Raw genomic sequence first — 17346 nt, 5'->3', positions numbered from 1 at the left:
AAACACGTAGCCTTGTCGACCGTTAATTGGTGCCAAATCGATGACAGCACTGGCTTACGCGAGATTTCCCGCTGATTACGAAAGTAATTCTGTATAATGACCGAATATAACGGCAGCGTGCAATCATTGGATTATTGTGACGAAATTGATATTAATTCGGGGTTTACCGGGATCGGGTAAATCAACCTTGGCGCAGACCCTATCAGCCTTCCATGTTGAAGCGGATATGTTCTTTGTCAATGACAGTGGGGTGTATCAATATGATGCGACCCGCATTGAAGACGCTCATCGTTGGTGTCAATCTCAAGCGGAAGAACAACTATCACGCGGTAATGACGTCGTTATCGCCAATACCTTTATTCGCCGCTGGGAAATGAAAGCTTACCAACAGATGGCAAAACGATACGGTGCGGAAATAGAAATTAGGGTTTGCCGCGGACGCTATGCCAATATTCATGGCGTGGAGCAGGTGGTGATTGATAAGATGCGGCGACGTTGGCAAGATTGAAACCAGCGTTATTATTATTTTTCAATGGCTTATTAGCTACAGTGGCTAATGAACTAAAGTGGATGATTAGTTACATATTCTCAATGTAAACCAGCATCGACGGCGAGTACATTATTGATTTACAACAGAATTAAATAGGAAAAATAGATGGCAAAACGCTCAGCAATTGTTGAAATGACCTCATATGGTATTTACTCTACGTGGGATTCTAATGCGAAAACGTTACCTAAAATTCAGGAATTTACAACAAACGTTACCGCCGATGAACACGTGGAATTTGGTTTTACTGTGAATATCAAAAAGGCCAAAGGTGAACGAGTTCAGTTTTGCATTTTTCACCCAGGAATTGTCGGAAAAAAAGGGCAAGTATTAGAACCTTTTGATGGGGAAGAACACATCAATAGTAATGATTGGGACTTTTACTTAGGCGATACGATTCAGTTGCTTCATCCAACCGAAGGGCTAGAAAGCAATTTGGGTGAATGGAAGATGGAAATGTCGTTACAAGGTAAAGTGGTAGCGGAGAAAAAATTTAAAGTAATGGCGAGAGACGAGGGGCAGTTTTGGAAAAATCGCGGCTTCTAGTGACCATTCGGCTGAACAGCTTTGTGCATAGAGTCGATGATAAGCAACGTTTAATCCAGCTCGCGAGTGATCTGAAGTGTCAGTTGAAGCGTATCCGCCGCTCTCGAAACTGGATGTTAAGTGGTCTCCCTCAATCATTGACCCGCTTCGCTCTTGAATCTGATGTAGGGTGGATTGCAGTGGCGGTTGATAAAGTGTTGGCAGAGTATAAATCACCTATTCAGCAGGTGTTGGAGCAAAACCCAGATATAACCGTGGCTGAACTGATGCATGAATCTGGTTGTAGCTTGGTAGAGGCACGAAAAGCCATTGATGAGTTTGAAGGCTTGTAGAAACGAACAATTCGACCCTGTAAATAATTCTGAGCGTATTCTTCTTTGTGATTTGGATTTGAGGCATAAAAAAGCCACTCCGAATTCAGGGAGTGGCTTCAAAATACGTACTCTACGCTGTAACGTAAGCAATCACGAAGTCAGTGATTTTTACCATGTCATCAATCGCAATGTATTCTTCAGTGGTGTGTACTTTCGCCATACCCGTTGAAAGGTTAACGGTGGTTAAGCCTTTCTTATTGAAGTTATTTGCGTCGCTACCGCCACCTGTGTGTTTGGTTGTCGCTTCAATACCGTTCTTGGCAAAGGCTGCTTTTACTTGCAGTACGTGTGCGTCATCTTCTGCGATAACGAACGCGTTGTAAGCGCGTGTTGATTCGATCTCAACCGTCGCGCCGAACTTTTTCGCTGAAGCTTCGAACGTTGCAACCATGTGCTCAACTTGTGCAGCCAGTTTGTCACCGTTCAAAGAACGTGCTTCGGCGATAACAGTGAGTTCAGGCATTACGATGTTTGTTGCTTGACCGCCATTGATCATACCGATATTTGCCGTGGTTTCTTCATCAATGCGCAGTAGCTTCATGTTCATGATAGCATCGGCAGCAACACTCGCTGCGCTAATGCCTTCTTCAGGAGCAAGACCGGCGTGAGCGGGGCGACCGGTGATTTTTGCAATGATTTTCTGTTGCCCTGGTGCGCCAGTTACAATGCTACCAATTGCGCCGCCGGTATCAAGAACAATGGCTTTGTCAGATTGGATAAATGACATGTCAAAGTGCTCTGAACCGAACAAGCCACCTTCTTCATGTACGGTGAAAGCAACTTCAATCGTCTTATGTTCAAGGGTTTGCTCTTTTAGGCATCGTACCGCTTCCATTACTGCAGCAATACCAGATTTGTCGTCACCACCAAGAATCGTGTTACCTTTCGAGCGAATAATGCCATCTTCGATGATTGGCTCAATGCCGATACCAGGAGAGACGGTATCCATATGGGCGCTAAAAACAATGCTGCCTTCAAGGGTGCCTTCAAGTCGACCGTAGACGTTAAAACCGTTGGTGTACTGCTCTGGGACGGGCAGTTTGCTAACGGTAAAGCCAAGCTCACCTAGTTGCTCCGCTACCGCTTCTGCGATGGCTTTTTCGTTGCCAGATTCACTGTCGATTTTCACTAATTCAAAGAAATGGTTGACCAAACGGTCCGTATTTACATGGGTCATAGGATTCTTTCAGGTTTAGAACAGGGAAGATTACTTTACACCCTATGTTTACGTGCTAGACCTGAGATAAATCAAAAAAACCGCCGCATTTCAGATTTATTGCTTAGTTTTGAGAGGTTTTTTGCTTAGAAAATTGGTAACAAGCGGCCATTGTAGTAGAAACAATCAATATGCTGCCTCCCCACTGTAACAACGTTAACACTTCATTTAAAAACAATACCGCAAATAGTAGCCCAAACAATGGTTCGGTTGCCATGAGTAATGAAGCATGGCTTGCACTTAGAAATCTCACGGAGTAATTCTGTAAAAAAAAGGCTAACAACGTACAGGCCAGCGCAAGGTATAAAAGATAAAGTGATTCTTCTACACCAAATAAAGAGAGCATCTGCATCGTTTGCACAGAATCAAAATTGACGATAATGAGCCCTAGCGTGGAAATAGTGACGACGGTGAGCTGGATGAAAGTCACCAATTCCAAACTTAGTGGTTCATTACTCAATGCTTTGCGGCAAACCACCACCATGATGGATCGCAAGACCGCGGCGGTCAGTATCAGTATGACACTGTCGTTGAGGACGATGCCACCCCAGTCCGTGTTTGAGGCTAAGGCGATGCCGATGACACCTAAAAAACAGTATAAATAGAGAGACACAGGAAGCACAGTTTTGAGCCAAAGACGCTCTACAAATGGGGTGAAGAGCACACAAAGGCTAATAAGTACCGCGACTTCACTCGCTTGAGTTAACATCACAGCCCAAGTTTCCGTAATAAAAATACCAGTAAGAATTATGCCAGTAGTAACGCCGACGGTTAGATAGCGGCGTGGCGAGTTGAAAAAATCAACTGCGGCATTTTTTTTAATAAGAAATAATGCGAGTACCAAGCTGCTAATGGCAAAGCGTGCAAATAGAAGCTGTTCGAGTGGCATTAGAGTGAGTAATTTTTTTGATACCCCATAGCTGGTTCCCCACATGATAGAAACGAGCAACAGGCCCAAAATGGCAATGCTTGATGGTAATCCATGTGCATAGTGTCGGCTAATCTGCATTTGTCTGATATTCTTCCGTTAAATATTACTGTGCGTATGCTAACTTATGAATAACGAAGTAATAATATCTCCAGTAAGCAAAGGATTGATGACCGGTGGACACAAATAAATTGATGGGCCTTTTACCCGACATTGCCGCGTTTGTAGTCGTTGTTGAAGCAGGAAGCTTTACGGCTGCCTCACAGCGTCTTGGTGTGACGCCATCTGGGGTGAGTCGTCAGGTCAGTCGACTTGAGTCGGCATTAGCCACCGATTTACTTGAAAGAACAACACGAAAACAGGTCACGACAGATGCAGGTAAGGCTGTCTATGAATTCGGTAAGAAAATCATGGATGCAGCAACCGATATTTCAGTGATAACTAGCCAAGGTGACCAAGAAATCACTGGTGAACTAAGGGTTGCAGCCCCCAAAGCTTTTAGTCGTCATATTTTAGAGCCACTATTGCTGTCGTTCTTGAGGCAGTACCCCAAGGTAAAATTAAGACTTTTTGTCAGTGATGAGTTTATCGATCCGTTCGGTCACAATTTAGATATTGTCTTTGAGCTGACGCATTCGCCTCGTGAAAACCTAGTCGCCAAAAACTTGGGGAATATTCAAACGGTGTTATGTGCTAGTAAGGCTTATTTGCAGTTGAACGGCGTCCCATTTGAGCCAAACCAGTTACTGCAGCATCAATGTTTATTCTTGAACGAAGCGCCTAATGACAATCAGTGGGTTTTTACTCGCGCTGATGATGTAGTGAAAGTACAAGTCGATGGCCGGTTTAGTGTTAACCATTCGGAAATGCGACTTACCGCAGTAAAACAGGACTTTGGGGTAGGGGTATTCCCTGAGTTTGTTGTGCGGGATGCTTTATTGAAAGGAGAGGTACTTCCGGTGCTTCCTGATTGGAACATTAGTTCACGTTATCAGGGGCTCGTGGTTATGCAGTTCCCACAATCTAAATATATGCCTGCACGCCGGCGAGCATTTATTGATTATATTGTTGATGCTATGGCAGAGCAGTCGACGTAGCGAGTTATAGCATCTTACGCGGATAGTATCTTACGTGGATAGTATCTTACGCCGGTAGTATCCTACGCCGATAGTTTATGGAGCGCATATCGTGATGAAAGCGCTCTATTGTCGTTGGTGTAGCCAGCTAATCATGTAAAAGATTTATTTAAGTAAACCGTTGAGGAAAATCGCTAAAAATACCATCAACGCAATTGCGCAGTTTGAAGGATTTTGGATTGTTGACGGTGTAACACCAAATGGATATTTGTTTATCTCTCAGAGTACGTATATGTCTTTGATTCAGCCAGCGGTAGTTTAGATGGCAGCTAAATGCTTCAATATCGTCTATCAGCTGTAATAACTTCTTATTGAGCCTATTGCCCAACACACCCAGCTTAATCCCCAAATTGGCGGCGTAGAGTTCACGCATGATGCTAGCACTAAAGCTAGAGATGAGCAGTTGTTCACGGCTGATGGGGCTATCGGCGATTGCGCGTTCTAATAACGACACAACGTGTTTCGCGTCATGAGTGTCTATTTTTACCTCCAAGTTGACGCAAAGCTGGTTTTCATCGCAGTACTGTAGCAAAGCCTCCAACGTTAAGATGGCTTCAGACTGATACTCTACGCCTTTCCATGCCCCAAAATCTAGTTGCTGCAATTGTGTTAACGATAGTTCGTCAACACGGCCATGTCCGTTACTGCAGCGATCAACAGTATGATCATGACAGATCACGAGAACGTTGTCTTGGCTGGGCTGCACATCCACTTCGATCCAATTAAAACCAAGTCTTTTGGCTTCTTTGATGCTAACTAAGGTATTTTCTGGGTGGGTTCCCGCCACGCCACGGTGTCCAGCGACAATTAAGCTCATAGTGTAATCCTGTTCACACGTGATAGATCAGTTGTTCATTTCGTCGGTCGTATTTTATGGTTTAACACGCTGAGCGACAATTGAAAGTTGTCACTTTCGCATGATGCTTACAAGCAAATTCAACAAAGCGATGTTGCGAAGTTGTAAATAAAAAGATATCGTAACTCAAGAGATTAGACCAGTTGAAGTGTTGATGAAAATACATAACATAAAGGGATATATACAACAGATCTATTTAGTTGAATATCCAGATAAATTATTACTACTTGATGGTGCGAGTCGAGCTGATGTGAGTACTATCTGCCAGTTTATCACTCAAAAGCTAACTCGACCGCTGACCGATTTAAAGGTTGTGGTGGTGACTCACATGCACCCAGATCATGCAGGAGCGGCGAATCGTCTTCGAACGCTTTGCGGCTGTGATATTGTCTCTTCGAAGGAAGTGCATCAATGGTATCGAGGTATTGATGGCTTTTTTATGCACCTTGCGGATCTTTCATTAGCGTGGTGGATGGCCAGCCGTATGGGAAAACCAAAAAAGAATTTATGGTATAAAAAATCACTTTCTCCACAGTTCGGTGTTGTGGACGGCGATAGACTCCCTAATTTTCCAGATTGGCAGGTCATTGCAACGCCCGGCCATACTGACCGGGATATCTCAATTTACCACGCCGGACAAGCCGTTATCTATGTGGCGGATCTTATGGTGCAAGTTAAGCAGAATTTAGTGGCGCCGTTTCCAGTTTTTCATCCTAACCAATACCGAACGTCGATAAAAAAAGTGTATCAATTGAACGCCAAGCAAGTGCTATTGGCGCATCGTAGCCCCGTAACCTTTGACCAAAAGGCAATGGAGCACTTGCTGGATACGGCGCCTAGAACGCCAGTGACTCACTGGCGAGTGGTTAAAATCAAAACCAAAAAGTTACTTGAAGGGTTGTCTAATCGGCTTTCTTGGTCGTAAGCTGAGCTTTATCTTGGTTTGGGAAAATAAGTGAGTCGGTATCGAACCCTGCGCTATCGGCTATTTGAATATAGCGTTCTAGCGCACCCTGAGGTAGGGTCGGGCTACGGGATAATAGCCAGAAGTAATCCAAGTTGTAGCCGCTTACTAGCGCTACTGAGTAGTCATCCTCAAGATAATAAACGACATAACTGCCGTAGAAAGGACCAAAAAAAGACACCTTAAGATGGGCGATATCGGGTGTGCTGACAAACTTAGCTTTTCCTTCGGCCTCAGACCATTCGTTTTCCTCGTTGTCCCAACCACGATTGACCACTTTCACTGTCCCATCTTCGTTGCTGGAATAAAATGCCGACACATTGTCTAGGCCGCGTTCAAAGCTGTGATCCAGGCGGGCAACTTCATACCACTGTCCAAGGTACTTATTAAGGTCGAACTGGCCGACAGGTTGTACAGTACTAGGTATGCCAGTACAAGCGGTTAATAGAGTAATGATGCCAAGTACGGCTAGCTTACGATAATTAAGACCCATCTTCGTTTCCTACTTTTGAATACTTCTTTTATTATAAGTGGTTATGTGTAATATCGATCAGTAAACTCGACAAATATTGCATAAAACTCGCATTACGCATACTCTCGTTAATGGTCTTAAAGTCATCGTTGGCTACAAAGGTAATCACAATTCATGTTTGAAATATTTCTCGTTCTCGCAATGCTTGTCGGCTTGTTTTTCATTGCGCTTAAATTTTTTGTTAAACAAGAAGATACCAAAACCTATCGTTATAAAGCGAAGGGGCCAATTTTATCGGCGCCTCAAACAGCGTTTTATAATGCCTTAAGAGAAGCAGTAGGCGAGCATGGATTAATACTCACTAAGGTTAATCTTTCCAATGTGGTTACTCCGACCCAAACTACCAATAAAAAGCAGTGGTACATTGCCAACAATGTGATAGCAAAAAGCTATTTCGACTTTGTTATTTGTGATCCGCGGACACTGCAACCACGAGTTGTCATCGAATATGATGATGGCCAAAAGTTACACCAAGGAAAAATAGAACGTCAAAAATTGATCATGCAGGTCTGCAAATCGGCAGAACTGCCGTTGATTGGTGCAAGTGTTAAGATGAGCTACCAGGTGAGTAAACTACGTCGCCTTATTGGCGCGCATATAGATCTTATCGAGCCAGAGAAAGAAGTTCGGTTTTGTAAGCGTTGTGGCAGCCCTATGAACATCAAAACCGCCACGCAAGGCAATTTCAAAGGGCGTCGATTCTTTACCTGTAGTCGCCAACCATTATGCCAGTACACGGAAAATTACAATGTCGTGTTTGAAGACGAGCCGGAGCGCCAGTAGGCACTGTTAAGAAAGCGGAAATAGTTGAATTTTCAGGTACAAAAGCACAAAAACAAAGCGAACTGGTGATATAAGCGCCAAACAACATCAAAAATACAAAAATGTGCTTGCACAGCCCAATGTCTCTCGTTAATATCTTCCTCGTTCTAAGGAATAACGCCCGCTTAGCTCAGTTGGTTAGAGTACTTGCATGACATGCAAGGTGTCACTGGTTCGAGTCCAGTAGCGGGCACCAAATCCTTAAGTTTACCTTTTAGGTAAGCCGTTAACCGAATATAAAATATGCCCGCTTAGCTCAGTTGGTTAGAGTACTTGCATGACATGCAAGGTGTCACTGGTTCGAGTCCAGTAGCGGGCACCATATCCTAAAGTTTATCTTTTAGGTGAGCTGTTAACTGAAAATAAAATATGCCCGCTTAGCTCAGTTGGTTAGAGTACTTGCATGACATGCAAGGTGTCACTGGTTCGAGTCCAGTAGCGGGCACCAAATTTAATACAAAAAAGCCCACTTTATGTGGGCTTTTTTGTATCTGAAGAGTCGTTGAACTCTGACCATTCTTTCGGGACATAAAAAGCGGGTAGTCGTTCTGGCTTGCTTCTTTTCCCTTGCCGCCATTGCTTGAGTTGGTTGACATAAGTCAGGATGTGCGCGACGGCGACAAATAATTGGTTCGGTACCATTTGGTCTATTTGTGTGGTGCGATAAATTGCGCGCGTCAGTTCAGCACTTTGTATCACTTCTACATGATGTCTCGTGGCTAACTCCTTGATATAAATAGCAACATCATCTCTACCTTTTGCAACGACGAAGGGTGCTTCTGCCTGCGATAGGTCATAGATTATCGCGACGGCATAATGCGTGGGGTTGACTAAGATGACGTTAGCCTTAGGCACTCTTTCATTGGCGTTTCTTTTCGCGTTTTGTATTTGAATTTGTCGAATACGCGCTTTGACTTCAGGTCTTCCTTCTTGCTCCTTATGCTCATCCTTCACTTCCTGCTTGGTCATTTTCATTTGCTTGGTAAACTCATGGCGTTGGTAGGGGAAATCTAACAAGCCAAATAGCAACACGAGAAAAAGTAGATAGCCTAAGTACTCTATTGTGATGGCAGAGATGGTAAGCACAACCGTATCAAAGTGCGATCCAATCAAGTTGGTAATCACAGAAATGTAGTGAGAAATGACCCAGTACAATAGGGTAAAGAATAGCGTGACCTTGACGATGTTTTTTGCCAGTTCAACGAGGGATTGGGTAGAAAATATGCGTTTTAGCCCTTTAATTGGACTGATTTTTTCAAACTTCGGTATCAATAAGCTAGGGCTAAAAACCCATCCACCAAGCAATGTAGAGCCAATTACCGCAGCGATAACTTGATAAATTAACAAGGGGAAAAAGAGCATAATCATGCCAAATATAGCGCTTCCGAGTAGCTCAATGGCAGAGATGGGTTGGCGGATATCATTAAAACCAAACTGGAAGCATGCTAAGAATAGCTCGACAAACGTCTGTTTTATGGTCTCTATACTCGCAATATAGTAACCCACGACACAGATCAGTGTGACGGATGATACGAACTCCTTAGCACGTGGTATTTGCCCTTCATTACGGGCCTTGCTGAGTTTATGATGACTGGGCTGTTCACTTTTATCGCCAGAGTCTTGATTGTCAGCCATTGGGTAGCCTTAGTATGTAAAGCAAATGATCATTGAGTTCAATGACCAGATCGAAGTAATGGTCACCAATCCCTGTTAACGAAGCCATCAGTGCAAAGAGCCCAAGTAACATTGTCATTGGGAACCCCAAAGCAAAAACGTTGAGTGCCGGTGCTGCTTTGTTCATTAGACCAAAGGTAATATTACTGAGTAGCATCACGACAATCGCAGGAACGGCAACAAGCAACCCAGTGGCGAACATCCATGACACCATTTGAAGGACGTATTCTATGCTGTTGAATGGAAAAATAGAGTCCAATGGCCAAAAGTGGAAACTTTGTTTAAAGACGTACAGCACGACAAGATGCGCGTCTAAAGATAGAAAAAGCAACATGGCGGTAATAAACATAATTCGACCAATAATCGCTATGCTCACGCCATTGGCCGGGTCATTCATCACTGCCATCGCGAGCCCCATTTGCATTGAAATGGCTTGTCCTGCCACAGAAAAGATAGTGAAAAATATCATCACAGCGAACCCAATTAAAAAGCCGAAGACGAGTTGGTATAGGGTGAAGATAATGGTGTCGATTGAGAATGGATTAAATGCCGGTACGTGATCAATAAGCGGGGCCAGTAATAAGGAAAAGACAAAGGCAAATAGGACCTTGACTCGTACCGGAATGACTTTATCACCAAAAAATGGCGCGATAATAAACAGCCCTGTTAACCGAACAAACGGCCACCATAATATACCGAGCCATTGAGTTATGTCGGTAAACGTCACTGTCATAGTATTAGCCAATTTCACTTGGAATAGCGTTAAATACGAATATGAAAAGGTCACTGATTTCTTGGATGAGCCAGTGTCCAGCCAGAATGATGGAGAGTAAGGTCACCAACAGTCGTGGTAGAAAACTTAATGTTTGCTCGTTGACTTGTGTCACCGCTTGGAAAATAGCAACAACTAAACCAACAATTAAACTTGGCAAAATCAGCACAGAGACAATCAAGATGATGACCCATATCGCCTGACTAACGAGTGTGACGGCTTGCTCTGGGCTCATGTGCTGATCCAAAAGCTGCTTGCTAGGCTACCCATCAATAGCCCCCAGCCATCCACCACTACAAAAATCAGCAGTTTAAAAGGGAGTGAGACAATGAGCGGTGATAGCATCATCATCCCCATGGACATCAGTACAGAAGCCACGACTAAGTCTATGACTAAAAATGGCAAAAACAGCATAAAGCCGATCTGAAAGGCGACTTTGAGTTCACTAAGCAAATAGGCGGGCAACAAAATGAGAAAGGGGATCTCCTCGTCAGTGGCGAGCGATGACTCGCCAGCAATTTTCGTCACTTGCTCCAACGCCTTACGCTGAGTTTGATCCAACATATACCGACGTAATGGGACCTCTGCAATCGCAATAGACTGTTCTAGCGTGATTTCGTCCTGAGCGTAAGGGAGGTAAGCTTTATCGTAGATAGAGGTCCAGACAGGCCGCATGATCAGTAAGGTAAAAATAAGGGCAATTCCGACCAGCACTTGATTGGGAGGCGTTTGCTGTAAGCCCAATGCTTGTCGAAGTATTGCAAGAACGATGACGATACGGGTAAAGCTGGTGCACATGATGACGAATGCAGGAACAAAGCTTAACATCGTCATTAGGATTAAGATTTGCAACTTGACGCTGTATTCATTACCTTCGGAAGTTTGAGATTCGGTAAGAATAGTCAGCGCCTCTGCTTGTACAACATTCGGCATTAGGACGAACGATGCGCCCGCGACAAAATATATGAGTATCGTCATCCTTGAGGCTACCTGTTTCTACTGAGTTGGTTTTTTCGTGATACTAAGCAGCCTGACACCGTACTGGCCGTTTTTGGCGACAATTTCCCCGGTACCAAATGCCGTGCCGTTAATTTTTATATCGACAGGCTCGCCTTCGTGCTTCTCTAGCATAATGACATCACCAGACTTTAGGGTAAGTAGCTCATCGAGAATCAACGTTTTCCTCGCGACTTCAACAGTAATATCGACAGGAATGCTCTTAAGCAGTGTGACGTTATTAATACTTTGATAAGACGAAGTATCTGGCTCATTGTCTTCGAGATCATCAAGATCTAAGTCGCCTAAATCGGGAAGTTCATCATGCAGGTCTAAATCATCAGTAGACATAGTATTACCCTCGTGCGTGTTATTATTAGCCTCGTGCGTGTTACTGTTAGCCATCAATGATTACTCCCAATTCAGAGTCAACAGCTTGTATTTTCCCAATAAAAGTAGGCTGCCCATTTACCTTAACCTGTAAGGTTTTGCACAGCGTTAGCGGAATAAAATGACCAGGTTTGAGGTGCGATACCTCATGCATTGAGCATTGACCCTGCATAAGTACGCACCCTAACTCCACGGGTTGATAACGTAATGTATTTAATATTTCCTCACTATCGAAGCTTTCGTCGTTGTTAAGTAGAGAACGAAGTTTTTTGACGTATTTACTATCAATCATGATGGTAATGACCGCCTCATATCCGTCAAAATTAAAGGTCAGAGTGACACCAATATCAGAAGGATGATGGTCAGTATGCTCCACCGCATAATGCCCAGCATCGGCGGTAAGAATGTTAGTAATTGCCATGGCAAGTTTTTGGAACAATCGATGATGAGTTTGAGTGAGAATGGGTGACACCTTTTTATTTTTTTGAGTGTTTTGAGGAGCGTGATTATTTAGGTGTTGATGAAGCAATAGGTCGATAGTTTCGGGCGCAGTAAAGAAAAAAATATGGCCAAATTCTTCGATGTGTAAGACGGTTTGAATATCGTTTTTAGGGGCGGAGGAGGCGGAGGAAAAGTGCGTGCGTACGTGTTTCCCAGAGAAATTAAATTTAAAAACATCCACGAGTTCATTAGAAAAATGACTCGTATGTTTAAGCAGAAACTTGCGCATTTTTAAATTTGGGTTACCAAATTCGGTTAGTGATATTTTCTTCATGTCAAGTCCGTTTTCTTTGTTTTTTGACGTGGTCTCAAGTTTGACACGTCGATTATTCCTAACTATAGGTTATAGCAACCTCATTTCAACGTGGTTTGATTAGGAATTGAGGATTAGTGCTAATAACGATAAGGGTCAATGTGCATATTGTGTGCAGTTGGCTCAAGAAGGCTAGGATATGATTCACTTAGACAAAGCATTGGGTGTGCATCCTGAAATGGTGCAGTTTCGATTGGACCGAGCAGCGGTGTTAAGTTCAAACATCGCCAATGTAGATACCCCAAACTACAAAGCAATGGATCTTACGTTTAACGCCGTTTTAAGTGGAATTGGATCGACGAAAGCATGGGCTACGGATAGCAGCATGCAATATCGAATACCGGTTCAACGGACCAGAGATGGGAATACCGTTGAGTTGGAAACAGAACAAGCGCGGTTTGCAAAAAATGTGATGGACTATCACCAAAGCTTGGCATTTTTGCAATCAAAGATTAATGGCTTGAAGTCAGCGATTAAAGGGCAATAGCAATCGACTCATGTACAGGCGGCGATTGGTTCTCGAAGTGCTCAGTAAAAGCGACGATTATGTTGAACGACTAAGGTAGGGAAACCATGTCTTTTCTAGGGATCTATGAAACGGCTGGCTCGGCAATGAGCGCACAGACCGTTAGGCTTAATACCATCTCAAGTAATCTAGCGAATGCAGATTCGGTCTCTGGCGATCCTGCCAAGGTATATAAACCTCTAAAACCCATATTTTCAGCGATTTACAACCAGTTCGATGCGCAAGAGTCTCATCGTCATGGTGTTGTGCCCATTAGAATAGCCGATGTGGTAGAAGTGTCCTCCATGATGGAAGGGCGCTATGAACCAAATAATCCATTATCCAATCCAGAAGGCTACGTCTATTACTCTGGAATCAACGTAGTGAATGAGATGGCTGACATGATTTCTGCTACGCGATCTTTTGAAGCGAGCGTTGAAGTGCTAGGGAACGTGAAGTCAATGCAACAATCGTTAATGGGCTTGTGGCGTAACTAGTCGCCTGAGACCTTAACTTGAGACCCTGAAAATAACCAAGGAATGGCAGATGACAACCATTAATGGCGCGGCGCAGGCAACCTCTATCGAGTCGGCATCAACATCGCCACCGCAAAGTAATCCGAATAGCGCAGGGGCGCTGAAGAATGAATTTATAACCTTAATGGTGGCTCAGATCGAAAACCAAGATCCACTCAATCCCACAGACGGGACGGAATATGTGGCGCAACTGGCACAGTTTTCTCAAGTGGAAAGCTCTGAGAATTTGGTACAGCTGATGCAAGCGAATACGACGATGCTGGATAATTTGCAGGTGCTGAGCACCGCTGCTTTAGTGGACAAAACGGTGACGGTTAAAAGTGACCAACTTATCGCTTCATCGAGCAGCAGCCATCAGGGGTATTTGGATCTCACCCTTTCCTCGAACAATGTAACGATTCAGCTGATTGATGCTGTAGGCAATGTTAAAGCGTTGCCATTAGGCGCCAACCAAGCCGGTCGGGTTGACTATGCCTTTGATGCCAGTGAACTGGGGTTAAATGGTGTGTATCAGATGCGAGTGCAATTGGATCAGGGACAGGAATATCAACCCGCCATTTACCAACAAGGAAAGGTTCAAGAAGTTACCACACCATTGGTAGGGGGAACGAGTCAGATAGATGTGACGGGAGTCGGGCAAGTCGCTTTTTATGACGTGGCGGCCTTTGCACAGTAAGACGGTAGGTTAGTTATTCAGTAATGAGTCATTTAGTAGACCGCCCGTTCGGTAACTGAGTAAATTAGTACATTTTTAGGTTTGGTCTTTGACCAATTTTTGTAAGTAAGGTGATGGCTGTCGTTCTCCACATAGATGATGTCTAGTTGGAGATAGCCTCTTTTAAGATGAAGAGGAAGGCACAATGAGTTTTAGTATTGCATTGAGTGGGCTAAATGCCTCGAACTCAGAGCTAAATAGTATATCCAATAATATTGCCAACGTATCAACCACGGGGTTTAAAGAATCACGAACAGAATTTGCTTCTGTTTATAGTGGGAGTGAAGCGGGCGGCGTAGAAGTGGTCGGCGTGTCGCAGAACTTTGAAAAAAGTGGCACGGTGACTGGTACCGGACGCTCGTTAGATATGGCACTGTCAGGTAACGGTTTCTTTGTTCTGGAAGACAGCAAAGGACAAACCTTGTATACGCGCTCTGGTATATTCAACATGAATGCCGATGGCATGATTACCGCCAATAACGGTGGCTCATTACAAGGTTACTCCGTTGACGCCAACAATAATTTATTGCTTGGCTCAGTGGGCACGGTTCAAATTAGTACCGCGTCCTTACAAGCTAAGGAATCGGATAGCGTTGAGTTTGTTGCTAATCTAGATGCTAGGGAGGCTGCGCCAGTATTGGCATTTGACTATAGCGATTCGTCGACTTACAACCATTCTTATACGACGCCCGTTTATGACTCCTTAGGTAATCCTCACACCATGAGCCAGTACTTTGTGAAAACGGCTGCCAATGACTGGCAGGTGCACGTATTAGTTGATGGCCAAGCCATTGATGGTACTGATAACTTAGTAGCTGCAGGGGCTCCAACGGCAACCGATAATGCAACGTTTTCGTTTAACGCCGATGGTACCATCGATGCCACCGGCACCACAGTGTATCCGATTACATTCAACCCAGCGAATGGTGCCAACAGCGTGACGGTTAATGTGGATTTGTCATCGGTCACGCAATATGGCAGTGATTTCGTCGTATCCAAGAATAGCCCCAATGGTTACACCTCGGGTGATTATGCCAGTGTGCGAATGGAAAACGACGGTCGTATTTTTGCAACTTACACCAACGGGCAATCTCAGTTGCAGGGCCAAGTGGTGCTTGCCAACTTTGCGTCTCCTCAAAATCTCATTAAGACCAGTGATACTGCTTGGCTACAAAGCTTTAGTTCTGGGACTCCGGTATTGGGAACCGCAGGCAGTGGTGTGTTCGGTGACTTAACGTCAGGGGCGCTAGAGGGCTCAAATGTTGACCTTACTTCAGAGTTAGTGGCGTTAATGACAGCGCAGCGTAACTATCAAGCGAACACTAAATCGATATCAACGTCTGATCAGCTCACCCAAGCACTTTTTAATGTGGTGTAGATTATGAACCCCATTTTATTTAGTGCCGCCAAAGGGGCCGAACGAACCATGTTGGCTCAGCATGTCCGAGCCAACAATTTGTCCCATGCCGACACCATTGGTTTTAAAGCCTTGATGGAGCATTCGACCCCAATGAAGTTGGAGGGGTCGGGCTTTTTAACTTCAGTCACATCTCGCAGTAATTCAGCCATTAATAATTTTGCTCAGGGCGAAGACATTCGCACTGAGCGACCACTGGATGTCGCGATTAATGGAGAGGGATTCTTTGCTCTGCAAGGGCTAGAAGGTGAGCCTAATGAGCTGTATACACGAGCGGGTAACTTTCGTTTGGATGGTGCAGGGCAATTATACCTTGGTGAACGACGGGTGATGTCTACTGATGGACCGATGATCTTTCCTGATTTTGAGTTTGTCAGTGTGAGCGCAAATGGGTTGGTATCTGTCACGCCTATTGGCGGAGAGGCGTCATTGGAAGTGGGTTCATTAAAAATGGTGAAGCCAGATACTGCCGATATGACGATGCATGCTAGTGGTCACTTTGTTGCCAAAAATGGTGAAGAGCTGGGTGAAGACTTTACCGTTCTTGTGCGCTCTGGTTATTTGGAAGCGAGCAACGTGTCAAGTTTGGAAGAGTTGGTCAGCATTATGTCATTAACCAGACAGTATGAAATGCAGATAGAAGTTATGGCATCAGCGGATGAAATTGCCCAAATTGGTAATCAGTTACTTAAGGCTTAAGGAAGGTCGATATGCACAGCGCATTATGGATATCTAAAACAGGGATGGCGGCTCAAGATGCAAAAATGACGGCTATTTCCAACAATTTAGCGAACATCAATACGGTTGGTTTTAAGCGAGACAGAGTTGTGTTTGAAGACCTATTTTATAGCGTCGACAAACAAGCAGGAACGGAAACCAGCGAACTCAATGAACACCCAACCGGGGTGCAATTAGGTAACGGGGTACGTGTTGTCGGAACAGAAAAGGTCTTCACGCAAGGTAGCATTCAAAATACAAATCAGCAGTTTGACCTTGCCATTTTGGGTGATGGCTTTTTCCAAATTGAAAACTCGGATGGAGAGTTACTTTACACCCGAAATGGGCAATTTCACGCTAATTCAGACGGTCAGTTGGTCAATACGCAAGGCTATCCGCTGATCCCTGAAATCATTATTCCACCAGAAGCCACATTAGTCAGTATTACCGCAGATGGCGTCGCAACGGCAACGATTCCAGGGCAAGTTAATCAAGAGGCTTTAGGGCAAATTACCATTGTGAAATTTATGAACCCAGCCGGTCTTTCCGCGCAAGGAGGCAATTTATTTTTAGAAACAGAAGGCTCGGGTGAAGCGGTAGAACTAGTCGCTGGGACTGAAGGATCAGGACAGCTCAAGCAGGGGGCGCTCGAAGGCTCCAATGTTCAAGTTGTTGAGGAGATGGTGGATATGATAGCGACGCAAAGAGCGTATGAAATGAGCGCAAAAATGGTCAGTGCCGCCGATGAAATGCTGCAATACATCGCGCAGCAATCGTAAATAGATCAACAAGGTGAAGGTACGATTAGGGATGATTACGATGCGACAGACGCAAGTTGTCAATGTAAGTAGTGTTCTTGCTCACTTGGAGGCAGAGCAATGCGTCGCCT

22 protein-coding genes and 3 tRNA genes are annotated in these 17346 nt (G+C 44.4%); 15 read left to right on the top strand and 10 right to left on the bottom strand.

Annotated features, from left to right (window positions below):
• Positions 1-136 precede the first annotated feature (136 nt).
• The 3 genes from L4D74_RS04540 to L4D74_RS04530 all read left to right on the top strand — a co-directional run bounded on the left by L4D74_RS04540 (position 137) and on the right by L4D74_RS04530 (position 1425).
• Positions 137-508, top strand: coding sequence for an ATP-binding protein (locus L4D74_RS04540; RefSeq protein WP_428750947.1), 372 nt, complete (start codon positions 137-139; stop codon positions 506-508).
• Between the two features lie 147 nt (positions 509-655).
• Positions 656-1093 carry a DUF3859 domain-containing protein gene (locus L4D74_RS04535; RefSeq protein WP_428750946.1) on the top strand — a complete coding sequence of 146 codons (438 nt, stop codon included), beginning with the start codon at positions 656-658 and terminating at the stop codon, positions 1091-1093.
• On the top strand, positions 1072-1425 hold the full coding sequence (locus L4D74_RS04530; RefSeq protein WP_428750944.1) for a ribosome recycling factor family protein: 354 nt from the start codon (positions 1072-1074) through the stop codon (positions 1423-1425). Before L4D74_RS04535 ends, L4D74_RS04530 begins: the two co-directional genes overlap by 22 nt.
• Positions 1426-1537: 112 nt before the next feature.
• On the opposite strand, the gene L4D74_RS04525 is transcribed toward L4D74_RS04530, so the two are convergent.
• Both L4D74_RS04525 and L4D74_RS04520 read right to left on the bottom strand, forming a co-directional pair.
• Positions 1538-2644 (bottom strand): M20/M25/M40 family metallo-hydrolase, encoded by a 1107-nt coding sequence (locus L4D74_RS04525; RefSeq protein ID WP_428750942.1) that lies wholly within the window; start codon positions 2642-2644, stop codon positions 1538-1540.
• Positions 2645-2747: 103 nt separating this feature from the next.
• The gene (locus L4D74_RS04520; RefSeq protein ID WP_428750941.1) at positions 2748-3692 is read right to left on the bottom strand and encodes a DMT family transporter; all 945 of its coding nucleotides are present in this window, start codon (positions 3690-3692) and stop codon (positions 2748-2750) included.
• A 95-nt stretch (positions 3693-3787) separates the two neighbouring features.
• On the opposite strand from L4D74_RS04520, the gene L4D74_RS04515 reads away from it, so the two are divergent.
• Positions 3788-4708: a LysR family transcriptional regulator gene (locus L4D74_RS04515; RefSeq protein WP_428750940.1), complete on the top strand. Its 921-nt coding sequence runs from the start codon at positions 3788-3790 to the stop codon at positions 4706-4708.
• A 148-nt stretch (positions 4709-4856) separates the two neighbouring features.
• On the opposite strand, the gene L4D74_RS04510 is transcribed toward L4D74_RS04515, so the two are convergent.
• Positions 4857-5564 (bottom strand): glycerophosphodiester phosphodiesterase family protein, encoded by a 708-nt coding sequence (locus tag L4D74_RS04510; RefSeq protein ID WP_428750939.1) that lies wholly within the window; start codon positions 5562-5564, stop codon positions 4857-4859.
• A gap of 193 nt (positions 5565-5757) precedes the next feature.
• Here L4D74_RS04510 and L4D74_RS04505 point away from each other — a divergent pair, with 193 nt between their 5' ends.
• Positions 5758-6528 carry an MBL fold metallo-hydrolase gene (locus tag L4D74_RS04505; RefSeq protein WP_428750938.1) on the top strand — a complete coding sequence of 257 codons (771 nt, stop codon included), beginning with the start codon at positions 5758-5760 and terminating at the stop codon, positions 6526-6528.
• Here the strand turns inward: L4D74_RS04505 and L4D74_RS04500 are convergent.
• Complete coding sequence (locus tag L4D74_RS04500; protein ID WP_428750937.1) at positions 6506-7060, bottom strand: lipocalin family protein; 555 nt, start codon at positions 7058-7060, stop codon at positions 6506-6508. The two genes, L4D74_RS04505 and L4D74_RS04500, sit on opposite strands and share 23 nt — an antisense overlap.
• Before the next feature lie 153 nt (positions 7061-7213).
• Here L4D74_RS04500 and L4D74_RS04495 point away from each other — a divergent pair, with 153 nt between their 5' ends.
• The 4 genes from L4D74_RS04495 (at position 7214) to L4D74_RS04480 (ending at position 8369) form a co-directional block, all read left to right on the top strand.
• On the top strand, positions 7214-7882 hold the full coding sequence (locus L4D74_RS04495; protein WP_428750936.1) for a DUF2726 domain-containing protein: 669 nt from the start codon (positions 7214-7216) through the stop codon (positions 7880-7882).
• Between the two features lie 158 nt (positions 7883-8040).
• Positions 8041-8117 (top strand) — tRNA-Val (locus L4D74_RS04490).
• A 49-nt stretch (positions 8118-8166) separates the two neighbouring features.
• Positions 8167-8243: transfer RNA gene (locus L4D74_RS04485), tRNA-Val, on the top strand.
• Between the two features lie 49 nt (positions 8244-8292).
• Positions 8293-8369: transfer RNA gene (locus tag L4D74_RS04480), tRNA-Val, on the top strand.
• 23 nt (positions 8370-8392) lie between these two features.
• Here the strand turns inward: L4D74_RS04480 and flhB are convergent.
• From flhB to L4D74_RS04450, 6 genes are read right to left on the bottom strand one after another with little or no spacing between them, the layout of a single operon-like run.
• The gene (gene flhB, locus L4D74_RS04475; protein ID WP_428750935.1) at positions 8393-9556 is read right to left on the bottom strand and encodes a flagellar biosynthesis protein FlhB; all 1164 of its coding nucleotides are present in this window, start codon (positions 9554-9556) and stop codon (positions 8393-8395) included.
• Positions 9549-10328: a flagellar biosynthetic protein FliR gene (fliR, locus tag L4D74_RS04470; protein ID WP_428750934.1), complete on the bottom strand. Its 780-nt coding sequence runs from the start codon at positions 10326-10328 to the stop codon at positions 9549-9551. The genes flhB and fliR overlap by 8 nt, the downstream gene beginning before the upstream one ends.
• A 4-nt stretch (positions 10329-10332) precedes the next feature.
• Positions 10333-10602 carry a flagellar biosynthesis protein FliQ gene (gene fliQ, locus L4D74_RS04465; protein ID WP_428750933.1) on the bottom strand — a complete coding sequence of 90 codons (270 nt, stop codon included), beginning with the start codon at positions 10600-10602 and terminating at the stop codon, positions 10333-10335.
• The gene (gene fliP, locus L4D74_RS04460) at positions 10599-11345 is read right to left on the bottom strand and encodes a flagellar type III secretion system pore protein FliP (RefSeq protein WP_428750932.1); all 747 of its coding nucleotides are present in this window, start codon (positions 11343-11345) and stop codon (positions 10599-10601) included. Before fliP ends, fliQ begins: the two co-directional genes overlap by 4 nt.
• A gap of 18 nt (positions 11346-11363) precedes the next feature.
• Positions 11364-11714, bottom strand: a complete 351-nt coding sequence (locus L4D74_RS04455; protein ID WP_428750931.1) for a FliM/FliN family flagellar motor switch protein — start codon at positions 11712-11714, stop codon at positions 11364-11366.
• A gap of 46 nt (positions 11715-11760) precedes the next feature.
• The gene (locus tag L4D74_RS04450) at positions 11761-12528 is read right to left on the bottom strand and encodes a FliM/FliN family flagellar motor switch protein (protein ID WP_428750930.1); all 768 of its coding nucleotides are present in this window, start codon (positions 12526-12528) and stop codon (positions 11761-11763) included.
• Positions 12529-12706: 178 nt separating this feature from the next.
• Between L4D74_RS04450 and L4D74_RS04445 the strand changes: the two genes are divergently transcribed.
• The 6 genes from L4D74_RS04445 (at position 12707) to flgG (ending at position 17236) form a co-directional block, all read left to right on the top strand.
• Complete coding sequence (locus L4D74_RS04445; RefSeq protein WP_428750929.1) at positions 12707-13054, top strand: flagellar basal body protein; 348 nt, start codon at positions 12707-12709, stop codon at positions 13052-13054.
• A gap of 86 nt (positions 13055-13140) precedes the next feature.
• Positions 13141-13569, top strand: coding sequence for a flagellar basal body rod protein FlgC (gene flgC / locus L4D74_RS04440; protein WP_428750928.1), 429 nt, complete (start codon positions 13141-13143; stop codon positions 13567-13569).
• A 49-nt stretch (positions 13570-13618) separates the two neighbouring features.
• Positions 13619-14284, top strand: coding sequence for a flagellar hook capping FlgD N-terminal domain-containing protein (locus tag L4D74_RS04435; protein WP_428750927.1), 666 nt, complete (start codon positions 13619-13621; stop codon positions 14282-14284).
• Positions 14285-14468: 184 nt separating this feature from the next.
• A complete protein-coding gene (gene flgE, locus L4D74_RS04430; protein WP_428750926.1) occupies positions 14469-15701 on the top strand; it encodes a flagellar hook protein FlgE in 1233 nt (410 codons plus the stop codon).
• A gap of 3 nt (positions 15702-15704) precedes the next feature.
• Positions 15705-16439, top strand: coding sequence for a flagellar basal body rod protein FlgF (locus L4D74_RS04425; protein ID WP_428750925.1), 735 nt, complete (start codon positions 15705-15707; stop codon positions 16437-16439).
• An 11-nt stretch (positions 16440-16450) separates the two neighbouring features.
• Positions 16451-17236 (top strand): flagellar basal-body rod protein FlgG, encoded by a 786-nt coding sequence (flgG, locus tag L4D74_RS04420; RefSeq protein WP_428750924.1) that lies wholly within the window; start codon positions 16451-16453, stop codon positions 17234-17236.
• Positions 17237-17346 lie beyond the last annotated feature (110 nt).

The sequence above is a fragment of the Vibrio cionasavignyae genome, assembly GCF_050337155.1.
GTDB lineage: Bacteria > Pseudomonadota > Gammaproteobacteria > Enterobacterales > Vibrionaceae > Vibrio > Vibrio nomapromontoriensis.
The sequence above is the reverse complement of the archived record's forward strand: the minus strand, read 5'-3'. Positions and strand labels throughout refer to the sequence as shown.

Bases quoted from the DNA above. Each gene is read 5' to 3' on its own strand.
- flgC (WP_428750928.1), top strand. From the start codon at position 13,141: ATGTCTTTTCTAGGGATCTATGAAACGGCTGGCTCGGCAATGAGCGCA.
- L4D74_RS04505 (WP_428750938.1), top strand. From the start codon at position 5,758: ATGAAAATACATAACATAAAGGGATATATACAACAGATCTATTTAGTT.
- L4D74_RS04455 (WP_428750931.1), bottom strand. From the start codon at position 11,714: ATGTCTACTGATGATTTAGACCTGCATGATGAACTTCCCGATTTAGGC.
- L4D74_RS04520 (WP_428750941.1), bottom strand. From the start codon at position 3,692: ATGCAGATTAGCCGACACTATGCACATGGATTACCATCAAGCATTGCC.
- L4D74_RS04425 (WP_428750925.1), top strand. From the start codon at position 15,705: ATGAACCCCATTTTATTTAGTGCCGCCAAAGGGGCCGAACGAACCATG.
- L4D74_RS04510 (WP_428750939.1), bottom strand. From the start codon at position 5,564: ATGAGCTTAATTGTCGCTGGACACCGTGGCGTGGCGGGAACCCACCCA.
- L4D74_RS04535 (WP_428750946.1), top strand. From the start codon at position 656: ATGGCAAAACGCTCAGCAATTGTTGAAATGACCTCATATGGTATTTAC.
- flgG (WP_428750924.1), top strand. From the start codon at position 16,451: ATGCACAGCGCATTATGGATATCTAAAACAGGGATGGCGGCTCAAGAT.
- L4D74_RS04525 (WP_428750942.1), bottom strand. From the start codon at position 2,644: ATGACCCATGTAAATACGGACCGTTTGGTCAACCATTTCTTTGAATTA.
- L4D74_RS04500 (WP_428750937.1), bottom strand. From the start codon at position 7,060: ATGGGTCTTAATTATCGTAAGCTAGCCGTACTTGGCATCATTACTCTA.
- L4D74_RS04445 (WP_428750929.1), top strand. From the start codon at position 12,707: ATGATTCACTTAGACAAAGCATTGGGTGTGCATCCTGAAATGGTGCAG.
- fliQ (WP_428750933.1), bottom strand. From the start codon at position 10,602: ATGAGCCCAGAGCAAGCCGTCACACTCGTTAGTCAGGCGATATGGGTC.
- flgE (WP_428750926.1), top strand. From the start codon at position 14,469: ATGAGTTTTAGTATTGCATTGAGTGGGCTAAATGCCTCGAACTCAGAG.
- fliP (WP_428750932.1), bottom strand. From the start codon at position 11,345: ATGACGATACTCATATATTTTGTCGCGGGCGCATCGTTCGTCCTAATG.
- L4D74_RS04450 (WP_428750930.1), bottom strand. From the start codon at position 12,528: ATGAAGAAAATATCACTAACCGAATTTGGTAACCCAAATTTAAAAATG.
- fliR (WP_428750934.1), bottom strand. From the start codon at position 10,328: ATGACAGTGACGTTTACCGACATAACTCAATGGCTCGGTATATTATGG.
- L4D74_RS04495 (WP_428750936.1), top strand. From the start codon at position 7,214: ATGTTTGAAATATTTCTCGTTCTCGCAATGCTTGTCGGCTTGTTTTTC.
- flhB (WP_428750935.1), bottom strand. From the start codon at position 9,556: ATGGCTGACAATCAAGACTCTGGCGATAAAAGTGAACAGCCCAGTCAT.
- L4D74_RS04435 (WP_428750927.1), top strand. From the start codon at position 13,619: ATGACAACCATTAATGGCGCGGCGCAGGCAACCTCTATCGAGTCGGCA.